At 38.6% G+C, this 22,311-nt stretch carries 20 protein-coding genes; 12 read left to right on the top strand and 8 right to left on the bottom strand.

Annotation, left to right across the window (positions count from 1 at the left end; genetic code table 11):
* Window positions 1-133 precede the first annotated feature (133 nt).
* From gshA to ACLBWE_RS04105, 6 genes are all read left to right on the top strand, one after another.
* Complete coding sequence (gene gshA, locus ACLBWE_RS04130; protein ID WP_004640055.1) at window positions 134-1,711, top strand: glutamate--cysteine ligase; 1,578 nt, start codon at window positions 134-136, stop codon at window positions 1,709-1,711.
* A gap of 16 nt (window positions 1,712-1,727) precedes the next feature.
* Window positions 1,728-2,243, top strand: coding sequence for a disulfide bond formation protein B (locus ACLBWE_RS04125; RefSeq protein WP_017391069.1), 516 nt, complete (start codon window positions 1,728-1,730; stop codon window positions 2,241-2,243).
* A 166-nt stretch (window positions 2,244-2,409) separates the two neighbouring features.
* Complete coding sequence (locus ACLBWE_RS04120) at window positions 2,410-5,724, top strand: type VI secretion system Vgr family protein (RefSeq protein WP_447601333.1); 3,315 nt, start codon at window positions 2,410-2,412, stop codon at window positions 5,722-5,724.
* Entirely contained in the window at window positions 5,717-6,280 is a 564-nt protein-coding gene (locus ACLBWE_RS04115) for a hypothetical protein (RefSeq protein ID WP_447601331.1), read from the top strand. The genes ACLBWE_RS04120 and ACLBWE_RS04115 overlap by 8 nt, the downstream gene beginning before the upstream one ends.
* Window positions 6,280-8,226, top strand: coding sequence for a LysM peptidoglycan-binding domain-containing protein (locus ACLBWE_RS04110; RefSeq protein ID WP_447601329.1), 1,947 nt, complete (start codon window positions 6,280-6,282; stop codon window positions 8,224-8,226). The genes ACLBWE_RS04115 and ACLBWE_RS04110 overlap by 1 nt, the downstream gene beginning before the upstream one ends.
* Window positions 8,223-8,948, top strand: a complete 726-nt coding sequence (locus ACLBWE_RS04105; RefSeq protein WP_447601327.1) for an SH3 domain-containing protein — start codon at window positions 8,223-8,225, stop codon at window positions 8,946-8,948. The genes ACLBWE_RS04110 and ACLBWE_RS04105 overlap by 4 nt, the downstream gene beginning before the upstream one ends.
* Before the next feature lie 64 nt (window positions 8,949-9,012).
* Here ACLBWE_RS04105 and ACLBWE_RS04100 read toward each other — a convergent pair whose 3' ends face one another.
* Window positions 9,013-10,356 carry a PGAP1-like alpha/beta domain-containing protein gene (locus ACLBWE_RS04100; RefSeq protein ID WP_003654142.1) on the bottom strand — a complete coding sequence of 448 codons (1,344 nt, stop codon included), beginning with the start codon at window positions 10,354-10,356 and terminating at the stop codon, window positions 9,013-9,015.
* Between the two features lie 210 nt (window positions 10,357-10,566).
* Here ACLBWE_RS04100 and ACLBWE_RS04095 point away from each other — a divergent pair, with 210 nt between their 5' ends.
* Together ACLBWE_RS04095 and parE are read left to right on the top strand one after the other, a co-directional pair.
* Complete coding sequence (locus tag ACLBWE_RS04095; protein ID WP_003654140.1) at window positions 10,567-11,148, top strand: YqiA/YcfP family alpha/beta fold hydrolase; 582 nt, start codon at window positions 10,567-10,569, stop codon at window positions 11,146-11,148.
* Between the two features lie 14 nt (window positions 11,149-11,162).
* Window positions 11,163-13,046 (top strand): DNA topoisomerase IV subunit B, encoded by a 1,884-nt coding sequence (gene parE / locus ACLBWE_RS04090; RefSeq protein WP_005037976.1) that lies wholly within the window; start codon window positions 11,163-11,165, stop codon window positions 13,044-13,046.
* 119 nt (window positions 13,047-13,165) lie between these two features.
* On the opposite strand, the gene ACLBWE_RS04085 is transcribed toward parE, so the two are convergent.
* The gene (locus ACLBWE_RS04085) at window positions 13,166-13,669 is read right to left on the bottom strand and encodes an ureidoglycolate lyase (RefSeq protein WP_004640030.1); all 504 of its coding nucleotides are present in this window, start codon (window positions 13,667-13,669) and stop codon (window positions 13,166-13,168) included.
* Complete coding sequence (gene alc / locus ACLBWE_RS04080) at window positions 13,666-14,676, bottom strand: allantoicase (RefSeq protein ID WP_004640028.1); 1,011 nt, start codon at window positions 14,674-14,676, stop codon at window positions 13,666-13,668. Before alc ends, ACLBWE_RS04085 begins: the two co-directional genes overlap by 4 nt.
* 199 nt (window positions 14,677-14,875) lie before the next feature.
* Here alc and hpxO point away from each other — a divergent pair, with 199 nt between their 5' ends.
* Window positions 14,876-16,033 (top strand): FAD-dependent urate hydroxylase HpxO, encoded by a 1,158-nt coding sequence (gene hpxO / locus ACLBWE_RS04075; RefSeq protein WP_004640027.1) that lies wholly within the window; start codon window positions 14,876-14,878, stop codon window positions 16,031-16,033.
* Between the two features lie 53 nt (window positions 16,034-16,086).
* Here hpxO and ACLBWE_RS04070 read toward each other — a convergent pair whose 3' ends face one another.
* The 5 genes from ACLBWE_RS04070 to puuE form a co-directional block, all read right to left on the bottom strand.
* Complete coding sequence (locus ACLBWE_RS04070; RefSeq protein ID WP_004640025.1) at window positions 16,087-16,812, bottom strand: outer membrane protein OmpK; 726 nt, start codon at window positions 16,810-16,812, stop codon at window positions 16,087-16,089.
* A gap of 121 nt (window positions 16,813-16,933) precedes the next feature.
* Window positions 16,934-18,301, bottom strand: coding sequence for a nucleobase:cation symporter-2 family protein (locus ACLBWE_RS04065; RefSeq protein WP_447601322.1), 1,368 nt, complete (start codon window positions 18,299-18,301; stop codon window positions 16,934-16,936).
* 24 nt (window positions 18,302-18,325) lie between these two features.
* Window positions 18,326-18,649 (bottom strand): hydroxyisourate hydrolase, encoded by a 324-nt coding sequence (gene uraH, locus ACLBWE_RS04060; protein WP_447601320.1) that lies wholly within the window; start codon window positions 18,647-18,649, stop codon window positions 18,326-18,328.
* The gene (uraD, locus tag ACLBWE_RS04055) at window positions 18,646-19,149 is read right to left on the bottom strand and encodes a 2-oxo-4-hydroxy-4-carboxy-5-ureidoimidazoline decarboxylase (RefSeq protein ID WP_447601318.1); all 504 of its coding nucleotides are present in this window, start codon (window positions 19,147-19,149) and stop codon (window positions 18,646-18,648) included. The genes uraH and uraD overlap by 4 nt, the downstream gene beginning before the upstream one ends.
* Window positions 19,150-19,248: 99 nt before the next feature.
* Complete coding sequence (puuE, locus tag ACLBWE_RS04050; RefSeq protein WP_447601316.1) at window positions 19,249-20,214, bottom strand: allantoinase PuuE; 966 nt, start codon at window positions 20,212-20,214, stop codon at window positions 19,249-19,251.
* A 252-nt stretch (window positions 20,215-20,466) separates the two neighbouring features.
* Here puuE and ACLBWE_RS04045 point away from each other — a divergent pair, with 252 nt between their 5' ends.
* The 3 genes from ACLBWE_RS04045 (at window position 20,467) to ACLBWE_RS04035 (ending at window position 22,296) form a co-directional block, all read left to right on the top strand.
* The gene (locus ACLBWE_RS04045) at window positions 20,467-20,817 is read left to right on the top strand and encodes an HPF/RaiA family ribosome-associated protein (RefSeq protein ID WP_004640014.1); all 351 of its coding nucleotides are present in this window, start codon (window positions 20,467-20,469) and stop codon (window positions 20,815-20,817) included.
* A gap of 153 nt (window positions 20,818-20,970) precedes the next feature.
* Window positions 20,971-21,516, top strand: coding sequence for an ankyrin repeat domain-containing protein (locus ACLBWE_RS04040; RefSeq protein ID WP_151744176.1), 546 nt, complete (start codon window positions 20,971-20,973; stop codon window positions 21,514-21,516).
* Between the two features lie 12 nt (window positions 21,517-21,528).
* Window positions 21,529-22,296 (top strand): transporter, encoded by a 768-nt coding sequence (locus tag ACLBWE_RS04035; RefSeq protein ID WP_348948485.1) that lies wholly within the window; start codon window positions 21,529-21,531, stop codon window positions 22,294-22,296.
* The last annotated feature ends 15 nt before the right edge of the window (window positions 22,297-22,311 follow it).

Below are 22,311 nucleotides of genomic sequence, written 5' to 3'. Positions count from 1 at the left end.
AAATCACAATTCTTTCGTGTCTTAAATAACAAGATTGTGATAAAAATTGCCAAACTGGAATGATGTGATTATATAAGTAACCGTATCATCTCACGATTTTGTATATAGTGATCTTTAATAAGCGAGCAAATGCATGAGTCAACCCACTACACCATCTCAATCAGTTATTCCTGCTTGGGTGGATTCGTCGCTACTACAGGGCATGTTACGTGGAATAGAGCGTGAAAGCCTACGTATGCAAAGTAATGGGTTCTTATCGCAAGAGTTACATCCAAAAGCATTAGGTTCAGCTTTAACACATCCGCAAATTACGACTGATTATTCAGAAGCATTAATGGAGTTTATTACTTCTCCAAAGCCAACCATTGGTGAAGCTTTACATGAGCTCACAGATATCCATGCGGTTGTGCATCGTCATTTAGAAAATGGTGAAAAACTTTGGCCGCTATCTATGCCATGTATGTTAGATGACAATGAAGAAAGGATTCGTCTAGCGCAATATGGCACTTCTAATATTGGTCGTTTTAAAACACTATACCGTCGTGGGTTAGGAATACGTTATGGTCGTCGTATGCAGACGATTTCAGGTGTGCATTACAATTTATCTTTTCCAGATACGCTTTTTGCAGAGTTGCAGGCTCATGAAACTGACGAACAATTAAAATCATTAAGTTTGCAGGATTATCGTAGCCATCGTTATTTTGGTCTTATTCGTAATTTTATCCGTTTAACACCACTGGTTATGTTTTTAGTGGGTGCGAGCCCAACAGTCTGTCGTTGTTTCTTAACCGGACATAAACATCAGTTGTTGCCTTTAATCAAAGGTTCATACTATTTACCGTATGCTACAGCTTTACGTATGGGGCGATTGGGCTATCAAAACTCAGCCCAAAAAAGCTTAGGTATTCATTACAACAATTTATGTGGCTATTTGGATGGTTTACAAAAAGCTGTTCATTCTCCTTACCCACCATTTAGCCGTTTAGGGTTAAATGATGCTGCTGGTGAGCCGTTGCAAATTAATGATCATGTTTTGCAGATCGAGAATGAATATTACAGTCTCGTACGTCCAAAACAGGTGCCTCAAGCGGGTGAAACGCCGTCTCAAGCCTTGAAAAATCGAGGAGTGGGTTATGTTGAGTTACGTGCTGTTGATGTAAACCCATATTCGTCAATTGGCGTTGATGAAACGACAGCCGGCTTCCTTGAAGTGTTAGCACTTTATTGCTTGTTAAGTGATAGCCCAGAGCTGTTAGGCCCTGAGCAAGATTTGATTGAAAAGAACCAGACTGAAGTGGTGAATCGTGGTCGAGCGCCGAATGCAACCATTACAGATTTAAACGGGTCTTATCACATCGAAGATTGGGCACGTTTGTATATTGCTCAGATGCAAGGTTGTGCGCAGTTACTCGATCAGACCTATGCAACAGAACTGTATGGTTCTGCATTAGCGATCATGCAAGCACGAATTGATGAAGTTGATGAAACTTTGTCAGCCCATGTTATTGACGATACGTTAAAGCATGGTGGAACTTGGAGTTTTGGTAGCCACATGGCTCAGTTACATGCTGAAAGTTATGAGGAGCATGAGCTTAGTGTGGAAACCTTGAAACATTTTGAGCAATTGGCTGCACAATCTTTACAGCAGCAAGAACAACTTGAGCAAGATACTCAGGTCAGTTTTGACCAATATCTTGAACAATATCGATAATAAAATGAGGTTTTACATGCGATTAAGTTACCGTTTGGTGAGTGGGCTACTTGTTTTAGCAAGTATTGTCGGCATGTCTTTTGCGTTGTATCTGGAACATGTAAAAGGTTTGGAGCCATGTCCGCTCTGTATTTTTCAACGTGTTGGCTTAATGGCAATGGGCCTTGTGGCACTGATTGCATTTTTGCATAACCCTGTTTCCAATGCAGTTAAACGCTTTTACGCATTTTTGGCTGGCATTGCAATTTTATGGTCAGTGGGTGTAGCAGGGCGTCATGTCTGGCTACAACATTTACCACCTGATCAAGTACCAAGCTGTGGTCCGGGTTTAAACTATTTAGTTGATGCCTTACCAATGAAAACAGTTTTGCAAGAAGTATTGTCAGGTTCAGGTGAGTGTGCAGCTATTGACTGGACCTTTTTAGGTCAGTCTTTACCAGTTTGGTCATTGGTTTATTTCCTTTTGCTATTACTGGTCTGTTTATGGCAATTGTTCCGTTTTTATCCAGTGTTTAAGACTGCTAAAAAGTAAGTTTAAACAGATTAAAAAAAGCTCAATATTATGTTGGGCTTTTTTTATTGTTTTATAATTAATCAAACTATAAAAAAACAAATTGAAAAAAAGCATAACGATGTAGACAGATAGTTCTGTTTTTTATAAAGTGCAGCCGTTTATATATCCTTATGATTATAAAAAAATGCTTTTTAATATATTTAATGTTTTGGAAAAAATAGGGTTAAGTGCACAGAAACGCGCGATTCACGTGCAATTTTCTAATGAACTACTCAATAACCAAGTTTTTTTACAGCGTATTGAAGGCCAACATCAGCTAAATGGGGGAGTTGAAGCTGAGTTAATTTGTCTTTCGACGAGTGCCCAAATTGCATTGAAGCAGTTTATAGGAGTGCAAGTTGCTGTTGATCAGGTTACAGATTCTGGACAATTGTTTCGAACTACAGGAATTGTGACTGAAGCCAGTTATGGGCAAAGTGATGGTGCTTTAACGCTTTATAAGTTGACGTTAAAAGACGCGACAAATTTATGGCATAAACGCCGTAACAGTCGTGTTTTTATGAATAAAAGTATCGTAGAAATTACCGAAGTTCTATTCAAAGAGTGGCAAGAAAAAAGTCCACTTTTTGCGACTAGTTTAAGCCTAGACCTGAGTGGGTTAAGCCAGAGTTATGATACTCGTCCATTTATCATGCAGCATAATGAATCCGACTATGACTTTCTTACGCGTTTATGGCGAAGTGAAGGCGTGAGTTGGTTAGTTGATGAATCAGAGCTTTTTGTTCCTCATTTTACTGCTCCGGTACAGGCCCAAAAGCTTAGATTAATTGATGATAATAACCAGTACCAAGCTTTAGCACGCCGTAGCATTCGCTATCACCGCAGTAGTGCAACCGAATATCAAGATAGTATTACGGGTTTTGTTGCGGTGCGGAGTCTGCAACCGACTGCGGTACATGTGCAACGCTGGCAGCCCGATGCCTTATCACAAGAAGAAGGCGCTGGTTCCGTCATCACGACCCATACACATTCAGATAACTTTGATTCAGCGAGTTTAAGCCTTGAGCAAGCATGGCACATGAGTCCTGCTTGGATGCAAGATTTAAAAGGTGAGGATCAGGCTACTGCTTCAACTAGTAATCAGCTAGAGAAACTGAATCAGCAATTTAATGACATGTATGCAAGTCAGGCCAAATACTTTAAGGCTTATAGCAGTGTCCGCGATAGCCAAGTCGGCTATTGGTTTAATCTCCGAGAGCATCCTGAAATTGATCAACATGAAGGGGTTGATCAAGAGTTCCTGATTATCGCTAAAAATTTCTACAACCAAAACAATTTACCAAAAGATCTACATCAGCAAGTTAGTCAGTTACTAACTCAAAGTCGTTGGGATAAACATGGTTATGACGATATTGAGCGTCAAGGTAATGAGCTGACTTTAATTCGCCGTCAAATCAAAACGACACCTGAATATAATCCTGAACAACATCGACCAATTGCCTACCCACAAAGAGCAAAAGTCGTAGGGCCAGAGGGAGAAACTATTCATGTCGATGAATGGGGACGTATCAAAGTACGTTTTCTATTTACCCGTAGTGATGATCATGGACATGATGGTGGGGCAGGTAGCAATGACAACGATACAGATTCAGCTTGGGTCGATGTACTGACTCCGTGGGCGGGTGAAGGTTATGGAGCACGCTTCTTGCCGCGTATTGGTGAAGTAGTGGTCATTGACTTCTTTGATGGCAATATTGATCGTCCATTTGTGACGGGCCGCATCCATGAAGCGCAGCGTTCACCAACCAAATTTGATGTGAAAGGACAGCTTCCTGATACTAAAAAACTCAGTGGTATTCGTAGTCAGGAAGTTAGTGGCAGTGGGTTTAACCAATTACGATTTGATGATACAACAGGGCAAATTAGTACCCAACTACAAAGTAGCCATGCAGCGACGCAACTGAATTTAGGTAACTTAAGCCATCCGAAAGAACAAGCGGCGAGCCAAGGACGTGGCGAAGGCTTTGAGCTGAGAACAGATGCTTGGGGGGCAGTGCGTGCAGGTAAAGGCATGCTCATTAGTACTTATGCGCAAGAGCAGGCAATTGCAGATCATTTAGAAGCTGCACAAGCACAATCCTTACTTTCACAAGGCTATGAAAGCATGAAAATGCTCAGTGAAGTTGCAGCCAAGCAACAAACTGATGCTTTGAACGTGATTAACCGATTACCCAAATTCATCCAATCACTTGAGCTAAAAACCACGGGGCAGGCTTTAAATAGCACGGTAAATCTATTTAAAGAAGGGATTAATAACGACCCTATTCATGCGTTAAAAGATTGTGGTGGCTTTATTGAAGACATTGGTGCACTAGGTGGCGATGCAAAAGGAGTTGTAGATGAATTTAATACTTTCTTTAGCGATGCTAAAGATGCGGTAGAGAATTTAAAAGCCTTTATTGAAAATGTTGAAGAACATGGTGCTGACATTGTTAAAGGCAAACTCGCAAGCATTAAAGATCGAATTCATCAAAATCCATTTGAAAGTCTTAAAGAGGTCAGCAAAGTCTTAGGGAATGTGGAGACCAAAGACTTTGATTTGATGAGTGTATGCGGAACTTTTAGTAAAGGTAGCAAATTGGAAGTATCACCATCAAAAGCGTTGAGTTCTTTACAAGGCTTTATGGAGGGTTATACCCAAGGTTTAGAAAGTAGCTCGGATGCGAAACAGCAAGAACAAGGCAAAATCTTTAGACAAGCCCTTATGTTATTAGCATCGCCAAATGGTATTGCTCTAACAACACCTGAAAATATTATTCTGCAAGCTTCGCAAGATATTGCCGAAAGTGCTAGTGGTTCAATTAATTTAAGCGCACAGAAAAATATTATTGGGCATGCACAAGACAAAATTAGTCTGTTTGCTGCCCAAAAGGGTTTAAGTGCGTTTGCCGCTAAAGGACCAATCAAAGTACAAGCGCAAACGGAGGGTATTGAAATGCTCTCAAGAAAAAATATTAAAATTCTCTCTGTTGAAGATAAGATTGAAATAATTGGACAGAAAGAAATTGTATTAAATGCTGGCGGTAGTCAATTAACAATTTCAGATAAAGGAGTTTTTATTAATACACCTAGATTATTTCATGCTAAAGCTGGTCAGCATAAATTTGATGCAGGTGCTATTGTAAATTATTCTTTTCCAAATTTACCAAGTATGTATTATGGTAATTTTAATGTTAAGGATAAAAATAATAATCCTATAAGTGGTCAAAAATATAAGATGACTTTACCAAGTGGAAAAGAAATTCTAGGATTTACAGATGAAAATGGTAGTACAGTTACTGGATATTCTGGCGAAGATAATCAAAAATTAAAATTAGAAATTATTGAGGATCTACATCAAGATATCTGGTATCAACCGAAGTCTACATATGAATATGAAATAATTGATGATTTAGAAATACCTGTAAATTTTGATAAAGAGGTTGGTGAAAATGAATAAAATATATATGAGTTTATCGATGATTTTTATTTTTAATATAAGTGGTTGTGCTACAGTAGCTCAAAGTGCTCCTATATATGAGAAATATGAATCTCAAAATTTAAAATGTGGTGAAGCTAATATTAAAGTAATCTCTTATTGTTATGATCCTGAAAAAGGGCTTGAAGATAGAGGTAGTGGTGGTATTGTAAGAGAGTGTAAAAGTAGTGTAATTAATATAAATAATAAAAAAGAAATAAATATACCAGTAATGGCAGAAAGCCAAAAACAATTATTAAAAAAACAAGGATATGATTTTTCAGGAAATCTTGAAGAAGGAAAGTGGAGCTTGGTTAGTTTTGCATGTATTGAACATAATCAAAGTTCTTTTCTTTTATTAAATCAAGCTACTTCTAATAATATAAATATGATGGATCATAGTAAAGGATCATTGTGGGATAATCCAGTGCTATTAGATCTTAAGGGTAATATAATTAAAAATGGAAATAAGGAAATACTAAAAAATAGTAAAAAAGGAAAAGCAATTTCAGCTAATGCAGTTTATGGGACTGAATAATGGGTGATATTTATCAGTTACTAAAGCCAAAAAAAGGATATGCATATACTAAGGAGCAAATAATTGACGCCTCATTAGTAAATTTACCTATACCTACAGGGAAAAAGTTAAGAGGTAATTCTAGAGTCATTGGTGATGTAGATGAGGAAACCTTCAAAATTATCGTTGATACAATTATTTCTTTATGTTCTAGATTCAATTTAGAATACCAAGAAATAGCTTATACACTATTAATTTGTTTAGCTGAATCTGGTTTCAATCCAGATGCGGCCGCTGGAACCACAAGTGCATCGGGCCTCGCTCAATATACAAGATCAACAGCAGATGCTTTTAAATCAAGATCAAAATCAATACTAGGTTTTGAAATAGACATGAGCGGAACAAATGTCTTTGATGCAAATATAGGTTGTCATGGTGTTTTAGTCGCTTTTTTATTTAATAAAAATTTAGCCCTAAAATGGGGTTTTAAACCTGATGATGATAAATATTGGCAATTGATTTATATGCTTCATCATGATGGTCCTGGTTATTATGACGATGACCGAGGAAAAGAACGAGCATTGAGATTTAAATGGCGAAAAGATGCTGTAGATACTTATGAGCGGGTTTTTAAGAAAAATTTACTTTTATTAACGACTTTATTAAAACAAAAAGTTGAAACAAAGTTAAAAATTACTGATCATGAGGGTAAAGCAATTGAAAATAAAAATTATGTTATAGCTACAGTTAAAAGCTCTGATAGAAAAAAACCTACTCATTTGTCAATGAATAGAAATGAAAAGAAAGAGGTAAATGTAGTATTTGGAAAAACTAATTCCAATGGTGAGTCATCTCCAGTTCATTCGAGAATTGGAGATGAGATAATTACTCTTTTATTACCAGATAATTTTAAGAATTTAGTTAATACAAAATCAGCGGGCAATTATGTAGTTAAAAAGGGAGACACTTTAGAAAAAATTGCAAAAAGAAATGGTACTAGTGTCGAGCAGCTTGCCAAGGATAATAATTTAAAAGATAAAAATAAAATATCTATTGGGCAACAACTTAAAGTAAACTCTGATGTAAAATATATAGTAAAGCAAGGAGATACTTTAGAAAGTATTGCAAAAAGAAATGGCACTACTGTTGAGCAGCTTGCCAAGGATAATAATTTAAAAAATATTAATAGAATAGCCATTGGACAAGAACTTAGAGTACATAAATTCCTAAGACATAAACCATCTAATAGTGCTCTAAAGGATATTTTTGGTTCTTTAGGATTAGATAATATAAATTTAGATTTAATAACATTTTCCAAAAATCATACAGCTAAACCTAAAGGTAGTTCTAGTAATACAACTAGTAAAAGTAAATCAAATTTAATAGAGTTGAGAACACCGGTAAGTGCTGAAGCTGTAAAGCCTAAAAAACAAACTAAACCTGTTATAGAACAAAATAAAACGCAATCAAACGGGAATAATAAGACTGTAAAAGTAGATGTAACAGATGGTATGGCTGTTATTTATACATTTCAAGATACTGAATATGGGCCACATGATGCACCAAAGGTCGGCTATACAGTTTTTTATGATCACTTAGGTAATAAATTATACAGTTTTAAAACTGGTAGTAGAGTATCAAGTAAATCTAAAAAAAATGCAGATGGCCCTTTTAGTGGTTTCTATACATATATTGCTGGAGGAAAGCGAAATAGTAAGTTGGGAGCTGCCTATGGAACTACAAAAATTATGACAACAGATAGCCGTGCAAGATGGGTACATGGTGGGGGAAGTGGTTTAAGTGATCCATATGCTGAAAAACAAGGTTGGAGAGTCACTATGGGTTGCACAAGAGCGCAAAATATAGATGTTGAAAATTTGGCAAAAAAAATTACAGAATTTAAAAAGCAATATCCTAAAATAAAGATCAAATATATTCGAGATAGTAAAGGAACTTATCCTAAATGAAGAAACAACTTAATTTTATAATTTTTATTGTTTTAATGATTGGATTTATTGAGGTTTCATATGCGGATTTTGGTTTTATTCAAGATAAGGATGGGTACGTTAATGTACGGGGAAATTCAAGTTTAAATTCTAAAGTTACTTCCAAATTAAATAATAATGAAATTGTTTCCTGTGTTATGGATGAAGGGATAAATAATTTTTGTTTAGTCAATGCAAGTAATGGAATAACTGGATTTGTTTATAAAAACAGAATAAATAATTTTAGTGGTTACAATTCTATTAAATTGTCTCAATATTCTAGAGAAAAAGTTGTTTATAGTGATAAAAATATAATAGTGGAGGTGTATACAAGAAAAGCTATTTTAGATCCTAAACTTTATAAAGCTTATAAAGGGGAATATAAGTATTTTAATGGTAAAACATTCTTTGGTACTGATGGTAGTCTACCTAATAATGATTTTTTACAACTTGATAAAATTATAATTAAGGATAAAGATAAAAAAATAGAAATTGGTAAAACAGATATAGAGCAATATTTCTTCCCCAAAAATGGTATGGATGGTGATAGGAATGAACTTGCTGATTTTAAAATATATTATTTAAATAATAATATTTATATTTTAAATACTTTTAATAATGGTGGTGCAGCAGCTTACAATATTGTTTTAAATATAAAAAATGGAAAAGTAATTACCAATAAAGCTTGGAGGGTTGAAATTTAAAAATATTTTCTTTCTTCTACAAAAGCTAATTAATTAGAAAAGCCCAACAAAAGTTGGGCTTTTTTTACGTCTCTACAATTCCTTCTAAATCTTCGAGAGTATAGTTCGGCATATCAATAATATGAGTTTGAATACCTTCTTGCACATAATCATTCGCATGAGGATATAACCAACGAGTGATTTGTTCGGCAACGCTCGAATGATACTGAATTTCAAAATGATTTAAGCCATAAAACACAGCTTTATGTGAATCAGGAACTTTGAGCTGAAAACGTGGATTAGGATGTTCACCCAGCGCACTTTTTACACTCACCAAGTAATCACCAATCACAGTAAGCGCTTTATTGCGTACTTTTTCAAACTCGAGTGTTCCTGCCACTAAAAAAGTATTGATATGGGAAGGTAGAGGAGCTGGTGCACGGTTATCATCCATCATGCCAATTCGGGCATCCATATATTCCCAATCGTCATCACGAACACTACCGTGGCGTAAGTCTAAAATACCGTTACTGCGAATATTAACCAGTTGACCAAGTAAACCTACAAAAGGGAAAGCCCCAAGTTTATCTTGTATGGTAAAACCAAAACGCTCCAAGACCGCGCCATGATGTGGGGAACCAATACATACCAGATTCTCAACCATATGAATCCATTGGTACATATTTTGTTTGCCGTAGAACAAAGCACTGCGAGAAACCAGTCCACCCATACTATGGCCAATCACATCAATGCTGGTAATTCTTGGATTATTTTTTACGAGATCTTCTAATAAGTTGGAGAAACTGCGTCCATTTGCTGAAATACGTCGACCTGTATTGTAATTTAAATACAGCATGGTGTTATGGTCACGCTGGGCTAATAGACGCTCTCCAATTCCACCGTAATGTGCATTTGACCAAGTCAGATGGTTCATACACAAACCGTGAACCATAATTACAATACGGCCTGCAAGCTCACCTTGCTGTATAGCTCCGTAGTGATCGTATAGCACTATCGGTAGGGCAAGTGGACTATGTTGCTTAAGTAGGTAATCCCCAAAAACACCATTCAAAATTCCCACCAAAAAATGTAGGCTTGGGGTGAGTGGTTTTTCGTGAAGTGTTGGATATTTTTCAATAATGCGACGCAAACCAGGTGCTAAAAAATAACGACCATATTTTTGTAAAGCGCCATAAGAAAATTGATATGCCTTTTGTACAAATGGTCGTTTTTGAAAGTTTTTAGCGTTTTGTGTGCTAATACCAAAAGCATTTTTTAAGACTTCAATATTAATAACTTGTATTAATTCATGTACACCATTTAAGCTGGTGCTGAACAGTTGAGCTAAACCTTCTAGTACGTCTGCCTGACTAGGTGGCGTACGATCCCATTTACAATAAGTTTCATGTAGTGGTGTTAAGCTCGGCATATCTTTTCCCCATATACGTTATAACCGACGTTTTAAGCTGTACTTTTTATCAACGGCAGTAAACGTTTCCATCTTAGTAGTTTAAATAACACATTTTTTTAAAATACTGATGAATGGTTAGTTGAGTGGTTTTTCTTGTCTAACAATTGTGCTTTTCTATACAAACTGAGAACAAAATTGTGAAATTAGTCTCAATTTAGAGGGAAATATATGAATATTATCTACCTCCATGGTTTTAATAGTAGCTCTCTTTCGATTAAAGGATTGAGCTTAAGGCAGTATTGTAGCGAATTAGGGATTAATGTGCATTTGCCAAACCTCAATAGATCTCCAGATCAGGTGGTTGAGCAAGTTTCAGAGCTTATTGAAAGTCTGGATGATGTTGCACTTGTAGGTAGCAGTTTAGGTGGTTTTTTTGCGACATACTTTGTCGCGAAATATAATATTCCGGCTGTACTGATTAACCCTGCTATGCAACCATGGAAGTTGTTTGATGAGTTATTTCAAGTTGAAAGCATGCCCTATGTGGTGAATGATCAATGGTCGATTGATCATGTTCAGCTACGACAGTTGCAGCAACTTGAACTGAAACAGCCTGAAAATGCCGACAAAATACTCGTCTTATTGCAACAAGGCGATGAAATTTTGGATTATCGTCAAGCACAACGCTATTATAGTGCTGCAACGCCATCCTCATTGATTTTGACGGATGCTCATGGCAATCATGCTATGGAAGATTTTGAAGAAAAATTACCGTTAGTGATCGAATTCTTTGCGCACACCATCAAATAAGGAAAACGTACAACGTGACACAATATACGGCTCAATCGCTTGAAGTCCTTTCCGGTTTAGACCCTGTTCGTCGTCGTCCAGGGATGTATACCGATACGACTCGACCTAACCATTTAGCTCAGGAAGTTATTGATAATGCTGTTGATGAAGCATTAGCGGGTCATGCCGACAAAATATGTGTCACGGTTTATAAAGATGGTTCATTGTCGGTTGAAGATAATGGCCGTGGTATGCCAGTCGATATTCACCCTGAATATGGCCAATCTGGTATCGAAATCATTCTGACCAAGTTACATGCTGGCGGTAAATTCAGTACCGATAACTACCAATTTTCTGGTGGTTTACATGGTGTGGGAATTTCAGTTGTAAATGCTTTATCAACACGTGTTGAGGTCGAAGTACAACGTCAGGGCAACCTCTACCAAATGGCATTTGAGCAAGGGGAGCCTGTTGCGCCTTTAGCCGTGCTAGAGGGTAAGGCACCAAAACGTGCGACAGGTACGACCGTACATTTTTGGCCTGAAACTAAATATTTTGATAGTCCGAAATTCGCTTTAAAAGCCCTTAAACATAATTTAAAAGCCAAAGCTGTTTTAGCAGCAGGTTTAAAAATTATTTATATCGATCAAATTAACGATGAAAAAATTGAATGGCAATTTGAAAATGGCCTCGTCGATTATTTGATGGATGAATTGCAAGACCGTGAAATCTTGCCAAATCCAGCTTTTGTGAGTAGTGGACAAGCCGATCGTGCGGCGTGTGAATTTGCAATTTGCTGGAATGTAGAAGGTGGTGAGCAGGTTCAAGAAAGTTACGTGAACCTAATTCCAACTGCACAAGGCGGTACTCATGTGAACGGTTTACGTTCGGGGGTTACCGAAGCGTTACGTGAGTTCTGTGAGCTGCGTAACTTGTTGCCACGTAACCTCAAACTATCCGCAGAAGATGTCTGGGATGGTGTGAACTATATTTTATCACTCAAGTTCCAAGAACCACAGTTTTCAGGTCAAACTAAAGAGCGTCTTTCTAGTCGAGAGGCATCTAATATTGTTTTAAATATTGCCAAAGATGCTTTTTCACTTTGGCTGAATCAACATGCTGAAATTGCCATGCAATTGGCAGAAATGGCAATTTCGAAAGCGGGGCGTCGTTTAAAAGCTGCTAAAAAAGTTGAGCGTAAAAAGATTGTTTCTGGCCCTGCGTTGCCGGGTAAATTGGCTGACTGTGTTGGGCAAACCCGTGAAGACAGTGAACTCTTTATTGTCGAGGGTGACTCGGCAGGTGGTAGTGCCAAGCAAGCACGCGATAAAAACTTTCAGGCCATCATGCCAATTCGTGGAAAGATCTTAAATACTTGGGAAGTTTCTTCAGATGAAGTGTTGGCTTCTCAAGAGGTTCACGATATTGCGATCGCAATTGGGGTAGACCCAGGTAGCGATGATTTATCCGAGCTACGTTATGGCAAAGTTTGTATTTTAGCCGATGCGGACTCAGATGGTTTACATATTGCCACTTTGTTATGTGCGCTATTCGTTAAACACTTTCCGACACTGGTGGAAGAAGGCCATTTGTATGTGGCGATGCCACCATTGTTCCGTATCGACATTGGTAAAGATGTCTTCTACGCCTTAGATGATGATGAGCTCGAAGTCATCTTGAAAAATGTGAAAGGCAATCGTAATCCGCAAATTACCCGATTCAAAGGATTGGGTGAGATGAATGCGATTCAGCTACGTGAAACCACGATGGATCCAAACACACGCCGCTTGGTGCAGCTCGACCTTGATGATGCTCATTTTACGGCAGGTTTACTCGATAAATTACTTGCCAAAAAACGTTCAGCAGATCGTAAGCAGTGGCTTGAGCAGAAAGGTAACTTAGCCGATATCACCGTTTAAAATAGAATTAAAAAAATCCCCGCTTAATAGGCGGGGTTTTTATGTAAACCTAGATTATTGGAAATCACCACAACGATTGCTGCCATCAAACTAAAATAGACAGATCTGTATATTTTATTTTAGACAGTAATTTTTATAGCGTGTGGAAATTGAAAAACATCACAATTCGCTCCGCCTCCAATTCGATCCACTACTGCAAAATCACTCGGTGCTTCAAAGGTCAGCAAAGGATGATGCCATGTACCTGCCCGATAATTTATGCTTTGTTTTCCATTTGAAACGAATGCGCATAATTTTGAAATATCGGGAGTATTCTCGTCCAAAGCAGGTGCCACAATAATTAAGAACTTTTGCTGTTGTAATGGAATAAATGCCTGAGAGCCTTTCGGATGACGCTCTAGCATTGAAATTTCCAGAGGTAAAACGCTGGTCTTAATATTACGGAAAATACTGATTCCTGCTTTTGCTTCACCTTCAATTTCTGTTTCAACGAGCGCGTGGTATCGCTCGGTGTGTGCATCATTAATATGGAAAAAGTCATGCCCGTCACAACAAATGACTTCTCCGAATGGCTGAAAGCTCTCAATGGTTAAAGGCTGAATTTGGACATTATTCATGATCATGACTGGGCAATTTTCCCCCATAAACGTACACGGCTAATGCCGCCATCTGGAATCATGTTGATACGAATATGAGAGATTTTTTCATGCTGTAAAATCTCATTCACATATTCATGAATATGGTCCATTTGCATAGGTTGAGCTTCAAGTAAATAAGCCCAGAACATACTCTGTGGAATTAATTGTGCATCGGTTGCATTTTCAAGGTAAACCGCCTGAATGGATACTTGGGCAGGGAAATTACCTTTAAAGTGAGCTGTATCAATTTCAAGCTTATCAATTTTCCCGCCTTTACCTAGAGCAAGAATACACCAGTCATAACCTGGTGCTCGGCGGCGTTTGGTTTCCCATCCATCGCCCATGTTGATGCCACGGCCGGGATTAATCAAATTGCGCGGATGTCCAAAATGGGCATCGCTATAGGCAACTACGCGGCCACCATTTTCGAGGGCTAATAAATCGAGTGTTTGCTCGCTATCAGTCACCTGAATATGAACATCACCATAGACACGTAAACGGGCAATACCACCATCTGGGAAAATATTGAGGCGTATATGAGTGAAAAGTGCATCATTATTGACCATAAAAATATGATGCTGGCTTGGGCCTAGTTCAGTATTTCCTAAAAGACTCTCCCATTTTGCCCCTGTAAGGTCACCATTTGGTGCATAACAAGCTTCTAATGATGCAGAAGCGGGATAATTTCCTGTAAAAAAGCTGGTATCGATATCAAGTGCACTGATTTTCCCACTTACACCTAGTTTTACAATGCACCAGTCATAGCCCGCATGACGCTTACGACGCGTTTCCCAACCGTCCATCCATTTGCCGTTATCATCGAATTTATCTTCAACAAAAATAGGTGCATCAAATTGCAGCATACGCTTTGCTTCTGCAAAGAAATCATCTGAACACTCAATGACTTGTGCACCAATTCGGGCATCTGCCAAATTGGTTTTCGTATTCAAAATTTCAGGAAGTTCAAAAGCTGGAGCGTGCAGTGTTGCCATAATGGAGTATCCGTATTTCTTGTTAAAAACATGATTTTTCATTTAAAACTGCCCTAACACTGAGCATGTTAAGACGAGTTTTACACGTAAATATATAAGCATGGTGCATGCCAGTTTTGTGGAAAAGCTAAATAAATTTTGAACGATGGCATGTTTTTAGCATAAGCACCCTATAGGTGAATATCTATAGGAGAGTGTTATGAATGTGGTGATTATTGGTGCGGGAATGGGAGGTCTAACCACAGGCATTGCATTAAAGAAATTTGGTCATCAAGTTCGTATTTATGAGCAAACAGAGAAGATTCTTCCTGTGGGTGCTGCCATTTCATTGTGGTCAAATGGCGTAAAATGTTTGAACTATCTTGGATTAACCGAGAAAATCGCCAAACTTGGTGGACAAATGGACGACTTGGCCTACGTAGATGGTTTAACTGGAGACGTGATGACACAATTCAGTTTATTGCCATTAATTGAAGAAGTAGGTCAACGGCCTTACCCAGTTGCACGCTCAGATTTACAAAATATGCTGATGGATGAGTTTGGCCGAGATCAAATTTATTTAGGCAAAAAAATGGTCAGTCTTGATGACAAGGCTGATTTTGTTGAGGTGCATTTTGCTGATGGTAACTCAACACAAGCTGATTTAGTAATTGGGGCAGATGGTACTCACTCAATTACACGGGCCTATGTGTTGGGCCAGCAAGTACAGCGCCGTTATGCGGGTTATGTGAATTGGAATGGTTTGGTTGAAATATCTGAAGACTTAGCTCCAGCACAGCAATGGACAACTTATGTGGGCGAAGGTAAGCGTGCTTCTCTGATGCCGGTTGCAGATGGGAAATTCTATTTCTTTTTAGATGTGCCTTTACCAGCAGGTTTAGAAAATAATCGAGATGAATATAAAAAACTTTTAAAACAATATTTTGCTGATTGGTGTTTACCAGTACAGCAGCTCATTGAACGTTTAGACCCGCAAAAGACCAATCGGGTAGAAATACATGATATTGAGCCGTTCACCCAGTTTTATAAAGGTCGCGTGGTGATTTTAGGTGATGCTGCGCACAGCACCACACCTGATATTGGGCAAGGTGGCTGCCAAGCCATGGAAGATGCGATTTATTTAGCGCGTTCTTTGCAAATTAATACTTTAGGTGTCGAAGACGCTTTACGTCGCTATCAAAACAAACGTAATGAACGTGCCAATGAGTTAGTACTTCGTGCGCGTAAACGTTGTGATGTGACCCATATGAAAGATGAAAGCGTTACTCAAGCGTGGTATGCAGAATTACGCCGTGAACAAGGTGGACATATTATGCAGGGGATTATTAGCAATATTGTGGGTAATCCACTCGATTAAAACAAAAACAGCAAGGACTTCACCTTGCTGTTTCAAGCTTCTAAATCATAATTTTAGAAGTGGTATTTAACCAATGCACTGACGTTGTTTTCGTCTCGTCCTTGAAGGCCAAATTTGTTATTCCACACAGAGTGCTCGATACCTAGGTATAGACGTGTATCAGGAGAAATGTGTTTACCAACATTCCATTTCCATTGTGTTGTCCAGTTTAACTCGCTGGCATGGTCGCCTTCAGCAGTTGACCAGTCAAGGAAACCATCTACCAAGAAATCTTCAGATGCGATTTTAAATGGAATACCATAAACGAACGTCATTTGATAATCGTCATCAGTGTTCTCATTATTTGCACGGTAGAAGTTTAAATTCGCATATTGGAAATATGGGATATTTAAGTCGACAGCAAAACCATAAAGGAAATTATCGAAGTTGTTGCCGTCTTCACTATTGCCTTCCCAAGTGGTACTAATTAACACATCTTTGATTGGGCCATACGCCAGTTTTTTACCTGATATTTCACCTAAGCTTAAACGTGGTGATAACTCGAAGTAAGTACTCTTGTGGTCATTTTCACCACGCATACGGTCCATAAAGAAAAATACATCAGCGTATTTAACTTTCGCTGCATATTCCAAAGTAAGGGTGGTTTCTTTGTCATCTACAACTTCATAGTTTTCACCATAAAGTCCAGTCACGCTAAAATCTTGCCAGATTGGTTTTGCCTGAACCATGGCAGTTGCAGATAACAAGGCACAAGTCGCCGCAAGTTGCTTTAATTGCATTTAAATGATCTCCCCCCAAATAAAGCACGCTAAGGATACAGTGTCTTAAGCAAAAATGAAGCCAAATTTGATCAACGGTTAAAAAAAGGCCCACCGAAGTGGGGCGCTAAAAACTAAATCTTTAATGTGTATTTCTGGTATTTATTGTTTGGCTTAAATGAGGGGTACGCGAGCTGCGAAATATAGGTAAATGATTAAATAATAAATTCAACAAGATAGCAAAGATACAAGTTGAACTAATGCCCGAATGGAACAAAGTTTGTACCCAAATTGGGAAATGAGCATAAAATTCATGGTTAATAATTGGGATCATCCCTGCCGATAAAGCGGTCGCGACAATAATTAAATTTTTCTGATCGTTATAATCTATTTTTGCCAAAGTGCGAATTCCACTTGCTGCAACCGATCCAAATAAGACCAAACCTGCACCACCAAGTACGGGCATTGGAATCGCGGCAATCAAACGACCCATAATAGGGAGTAGACCCAAAGTAATCAGAATCACACCGCCTGCTGCTACTACGAAGCGGCTTTTTATACCTGTAATCGCAACCAGTCCAACATTTTGGGCAAAAGCACTTTGCATAAACGAACCAAAGATAGGGGCGAAAGCACTTGAAAACATATCTGCACGGACACCATTGGCGATACGTTTAGCATCTACTTCAGTTCCTACAATGTCTCCGACAGCAATAATATCGGCTGTGGTTTCCGTCATAATGACTAAAGTCACAATCAACATTGACAAGATTGCGCTGAGCTCGAAAGTCGGTAAGCCAAATGCAAATAAGTGTGGAAATTGCAGCCATGCGCCTGAGCTTACCTGACTAAAATCACCAAAGCCCATAAAGTAGGCGAGGGCAGTACCAGCAACAATAGCCAATAAAATCGATAAGCGACGAATGCTTGCTTGCGGCAGCATATTTAAAACAATCACAATGCCTAAGGCCAGCAAGGCCAAAGAGATATTTTCTACGCTACCCCAGTCGGGTGCTTTATTGTTACCACCCATCATCCAGCGAATCGCAACGGGTAATAGAGATAAACCAATAATTGTGATGACGCATCCCGTTACAACAGGTGGAAAAAATCGAATAATTTTAGAAAAATAAGGCGCAAGACATAGGCCAATCAGAGACGCAGCAATGACCGCACCGTATACAGCAGGTAAGCCACCGCCCGTGGTGATAATTGCGACCATGGTTGCAACACCTGCAAAAGACACGCCCTGAACTAAAGGTAATTTTGCACCTAGATATTTGGTCCCAATTGTTTGAATCAGTGTTGCCAATCCACCTACAAATAGTGCAGCTGCAATTAGCATTCCGACTTGTGCTGAGCTTAATCCAGCCGCTGTTCCAATAATAAGGGGCGGTGCAACAATGCCACCATACATGGTAAGCACGTGCTGTAACCCGTAAGCAAAACTTTTGGATATTCCTAAATATTCATGCTCTGGAGAAATCGCATTCTTTTGCCGATGGTTCATATTTTTCTCCTCGTTATATTTGAGTTAGCTACCACGATAAGTGGAGTAAGCAAACGGGCTAATCAGTAAGGGAATGTGGTAATGCTGATTAATGTCTTCTATAAAAAATTGAATGCAAACACGCGGGAAAAAAGTTTTGACTTGCTGCAATGAAAAATAAGGGGCGATTTCGAACTCAAGTTGATAAGCACCCTCTGTAAACTCTTTTATTCCAAAATCACTCACACGCCCATCTTGGTTCGTGGTTGCGGTCGCAATCAGTTCATGGGTTTCTGCATGAAACAACTTCACTTCTACGTGTGCAGCTGGTTTGCCTAAATTCGTATCTAAAATATGAGTGCTGATCATGCTTGTATTTCCTGAGATAGACGTAAGAGGGCAATCGCTGCGAGTTGCTCATGTACAATTATTTTTTCGATAGCTAAGTCATGTTGTAAACGTTCATGTAGCTTTTTTAAAATCTCATCGCTACTGAGGCCCGCTGCTTTAATTAAAAAAATAAAGCCAAACTTTTGTTCATAATCGAGATTACCTTGCAGCAGAGCTTGCTGCGTTTGTTCATCTAAAGAAATGCTGGCTTGTTCTTGATTTGAAAAATATTGCTCTTTTGCATTGAGTTGCTTTTTTGCCTGCCGTTCACCAATTTTTGGGTGAGTTGCTAAAGCTGCTTCTATCTCTTGCCATGACCACATTTGATTTAAATTTTCTGCATATTCCAAAAGAGATGTTTTTGATGAATAAGGCCGTTCTAAGATGATTTTTTCGGCCCATGTTGGAATGTGGACACAGTTTTTTAACAAAGTCTTGAGTTGTTCGGGTGGGGCTTGATTAAACTCGGCTAAAAACACTGTTATTCCTAAACTCATTGTCGTGATATAGAGTTTTAGCAATAACAGTGCCAATAGCTGTTAATGAACAGTGGAAGAATTTAAAAAGTTAAAAATCAATTATTCAGTTATGTGATTTTTATACCAATGTTCAGCAATATCCTGACGACGGCATACCCATACGCGATCGTGCATTTGAATGTAGTCGAGAAATTTTTGTAAGGCTTTAAAACGACCCGGATGCCCTAAAATACGGCAATGCATTCCAATTGACATCATTTTTGGTGCAGTTTCACCTTCTGCGTACAGCACATCAAAACTATCTTTTAAATATTGAAAAAACTGTTCTGAATTATTAAATCCACCCGGTGAACAGAACTTCATGTCGTTACATTCTAAAGTATAAGGAATAATTAAATGAGGGCGGGATGCACCCGCAGCATCGGTAAGTGTGGTCCAAAAAGGCAGGTCATCACCATAATAATCAGAGTCATATTGTATTTGTGGGAACTCTGCAAGTAACTGACGCGTATTGGGGCTGTCACGTCCGGTGTACCAACCTATCACTTTATTTTCAAACAAGTTTTCTAAAACAGATAGGGCCTGTTCCATGTGCTGTTTTTCTACTTCAATATCGGTATCTTGATAGTGAAGCCAGCGATAGCCATGAGACACTACATCATAATCAGCTTGCTTAATGGCTTCCACAATATAGGGATTGCGGGCAAGCGCCATTGCAACTCCAAAAATGGTCATTGGAAGCTTGCGCCGTTCAAACTCACTATGAATGCGCCAAAATCCAGCACGTGAACCATATTCGTACATAGAGTCCATCGACATGTGTTTAGCTGGGTAGCTTGCAGCACCAATAATCTCTGATAAAAACTGTTCCGAACCCTCATCGCCGTGCTCAATATGTTTTTCGCCACCTTCTTCATAATTAAGCACAAATTGCACAGCAACCTTGGCATTATTAGGCCATTTAACCTGTGGGGGCTGTCCGTGATAACCGAGTAAATCACGTGAATAAGGAGACTTCTGAATTTGCTCAATGAGCTCGGCACCAGATAGATAAGATTCGGTCACGATTGCTCTCCTTTTGTTCAATTTTTCATAAATATTTAAAAAATCAGCTTGCATATTTTTATAGATGGACTGATATTGAAGATATGAAGATCTTCAAAATAAATTAAAAGCAGTACGTTTAAGTCAGGAGATAACAAACCATTACACCATCAAAATGTACAATTGAAGTCAGTTCATGCATGCTTAAAACATGCCAACATAAAAAAGTTTTGCATAGAAAAGATCCACAGTAAGAAAGAGAGGATGGTATTTATGAATATAGAAATCCGCACAGATAAAAACATCCATAATAGCGAACGTTTAATTACTTATGTACGTGCAGAACTTACTCAAGAATTCCAACGTCATAGCGAACGTATTACGCATTTCTCGGTTCATTTTAGTGATGAAAATGGGGACAAAAGTGGTGACAAAGACATCCACTGTATGATTGAAGCACGTCCTTCAGGTTTGAAACCAGTTGCAGTGCACCATAAAGCAGGAAATATTGATGCTTCAATTCATGGTGCAATTGAAAAATTAAAACGTAGCCTCGAACATACTTTTGAGAAAAAAGAACACCCGAGAGGTGGGCAACCAGAATTCATTGATGATGAAGTTTAATTGAAAACGGTAAAAAGCCCTTCGGGGCTTTTTTTATATCTGATGAAAATAGAACTATTCACAACATTAGGTTTGCAATGCAATGCAATCAACCTCTAAAATCTGGAGAAGAGATTAGGCATAATAGCCCTAATATATTTTTGAGAGATGGTCATGTTAACCACCCAGCAGCAAGCTTTAATTAAAGCCATAGAAGAATTAGAACTCGCGCAAGTGCAAAAATTACTTGCTGAAGGACTTGATCCGAACTTTATTGATCCGGAACAGGGGCCACCTGTATCAATGATCTGTGACGGAATTTTTAAATGGTGGGAAAATGTATCGGAAGCTTATGAAGCAGGTACACCATTATCAAAAGAAGAAAAGCAACAAGCGTTGCAAGTTTACCTCGATATTCTTGAAGCTTTGATTCAGGCTAAAGCCAATGTACATCTTTGGGATGCAGAAGAGTTTTACGGTCCGTTATGGGATGCTGCAAGCTCGGCATGTGCTCCAGCTGTCCAACGTTTACTCGATGAAAAAGTTGATCCAAACTCACGTGATGAAGAAGGACTCACTATTTTATCTTCAATCAGTCAGTTGTTCTTTGATTGTGAATTTGATGAAATAGATTGGTCAGAATCGCTTGAAGAAGAGCGTGAAACATTAGAATTATTGCGCCGTCATGGGGCTAAAATGACAAAAGAATTAACTGCTTGATTGGATATTAAAATGAAAATAGTACAAATTTTAACTTTTGCTCTCACCACTGTTGCTGCAGGAAGTACTTTTGCCGCAGAGTTCTCGTTTGACCGCCCAGGGGCAGGAATGGGGACGGGTATTACCCCTGTAGGGAATTTGGCTTGGGAGCAAGGTTTACCTAGCGCAACTTATACAGAGTCGACTGTTGATGGTGTTAAAGAAAAGACTGTAACTGTAAATGAGGATATGTTGTTCCGTACAGGTTTGGGTCGTGACTTAGAATTACAGTTAGGATGGCAGGGTCCAGCATGGACTCAAACCAAACGTGCGGGTAAAAAAACTGACAATTCAGGTTTTGGTGACGTAAGCATCGGTTTAAAAAAAGCGATTGATTTAAAAGATGACAGATTGTCTATGGCGGTGTTGGCTGAGGCCGTCATTGCAACCGGAAATGATGAATTTACGGCACATGACGACATTTATAGCCTTACCTCTGCGGTAGCTTACGAATATAGTGATTTAGTGGGTACTTCAATTACCATGCGTTATGAAGTGCAAAATAGTGATTGGGCTGTAACAGCAATCCCAACGATTGATTATAAAATCGCAGGTAAACTTTCAGGATATTCTGAGTTTATTTACCGTAAGGCTGAAAGCCAAGACTATGAATATGGTCTAGGCACAGGTTTAGTTTATGCAGTCAATAATCGTACTCAGCTCGATGCAAGCATAGGAGTCGATTTGAACGGTCAAGACAAGAGCTATAACGGTGGCTTAGGCGTGGCATTCTTGTTCTAATCAAAGCAATTTAAA

It is taken from the genome of Acinetobacter sp. M5A5_2a, from assembly GCF_053345265.1.
Note: the sequence above shows the minus strand (reverse complement) of the source record. Positions and strands in the feature narration are given on the sequence as shown.

Bases quoted from the DNA above. Each gene is read 5' to 3' on its own strand.
- ACLBWE_RS04085 (WP_004640030.1), bottom strand. From the start codon at position 13,669: ATGATCATGAATAATGTCCAAATTCAGCCTTTAACCATTGAGAGCTTT.
- ACLBWE_RS04095 (WP_003654140.1), top strand. From the start codon at position 10,567: ATGAATATTATCTACCTCCATGGTTTTAATAGTAGCTCTCTTTCGATT.
- alc (WP_004640028.1), bottom strand. From the start codon at position 14,676: ATGGCAACACTGCACGCTCCAGCTTTTGAACTTCCTGAAATTTTGAAT.
- ACLBWE_RS04105 (WP_447601327.1), top strand. From the start codon at position 8,223: ATGAAGAAACAACTTAATTTTATAATTTTTATTGTTTTAATGATTGGA.
- ACLBWE_RS04045 (WP_004640014.1), top strand. From the start codon at position 20,467: ATGAATATAGAAATCCGCACAGATAAAAACATCCATAATAGCGAACGT.
- ACLBWE_RS04125 (WP_017391069.1), top strand. From the start codon at position 1,728: ATGCGATTAAGTTACCGTTTGGTGAGTGGGCTACTTGTTTTAGCAAGT.
- ACLBWE_RS04040 (WP_151744176.1), top strand. From the start codon at position 20,971: ATGTTAACCACCCAGCAGCAAGCTTTAATTAAAGCCATAGAAGAATTA.
- ACLBWE_RS04100 (WP_003654142.1), bottom strand. From the start codon at position 10,356: ATGCCGAGCTTAACACCACTACATGAAACTTATTGTAAATGGGATCGT.
- hpxO (WP_004640027.1), top strand. From the start codon at position 14,876: ATGAATGTGGTGATTATTGGTGCGGGAATGGGAGGTCTAACCACAGGC.
- gshA (WP_004640055.1), top strand. From the start codon at position 134: ATGAGTCAACCCACTACACCATCTCAATCAGTTATTCCTGCTTGGGTG.
- ACLBWE_RS04115 (WP_447601331.1), top strand. From the start codon at position 5,717: ATGAATAAAATATATATGAGTTTATCGATGATTTTTATTTTTAATATA.
- ACLBWE_RS04065 (WP_447601322.1), bottom strand. From the start codon at position 18,301: ATGAACCATCGGCAAAAGAATGCGATTTCTCCAGAGCATGAATATTTA.
- ACLBWE_RS04070 (WP_004640025.1), bottom strand. From the start codon at position 16,812: ATGCAATTAAAGCAACTTGCGGCGACTTGTGCCTTGTTATCTGCAACT.
- uraH (WP_447601320.1), bottom strand. From the start codon at position 18,649: ATGATCAGCACTCATATTTTAGATACGAATTTAGGCAAACCAGCTGCA.
- ACLBWE_RS04110 (WP_447601329.1), top strand. From the start codon at position 6,280: ATGGGTGATATTTATCAGTTACTAAAGCCAAAAAAAGGATATGCATAT.
- ACLBWE_RS04120 (WP_447601333.1), top strand. From the start codon at position 2,410: ATGCTTTTTAATATATTTAATGTTTTGGAAAAAATAGGGTTAAGTGCA.
- ACLBWE_RS04035 (WP_348948485.1), top strand. From the start codon at position 21,529: ATGAAAATAGTACAAATTTTAACTTTTGCTCTCACCACTGTTGCTGCA.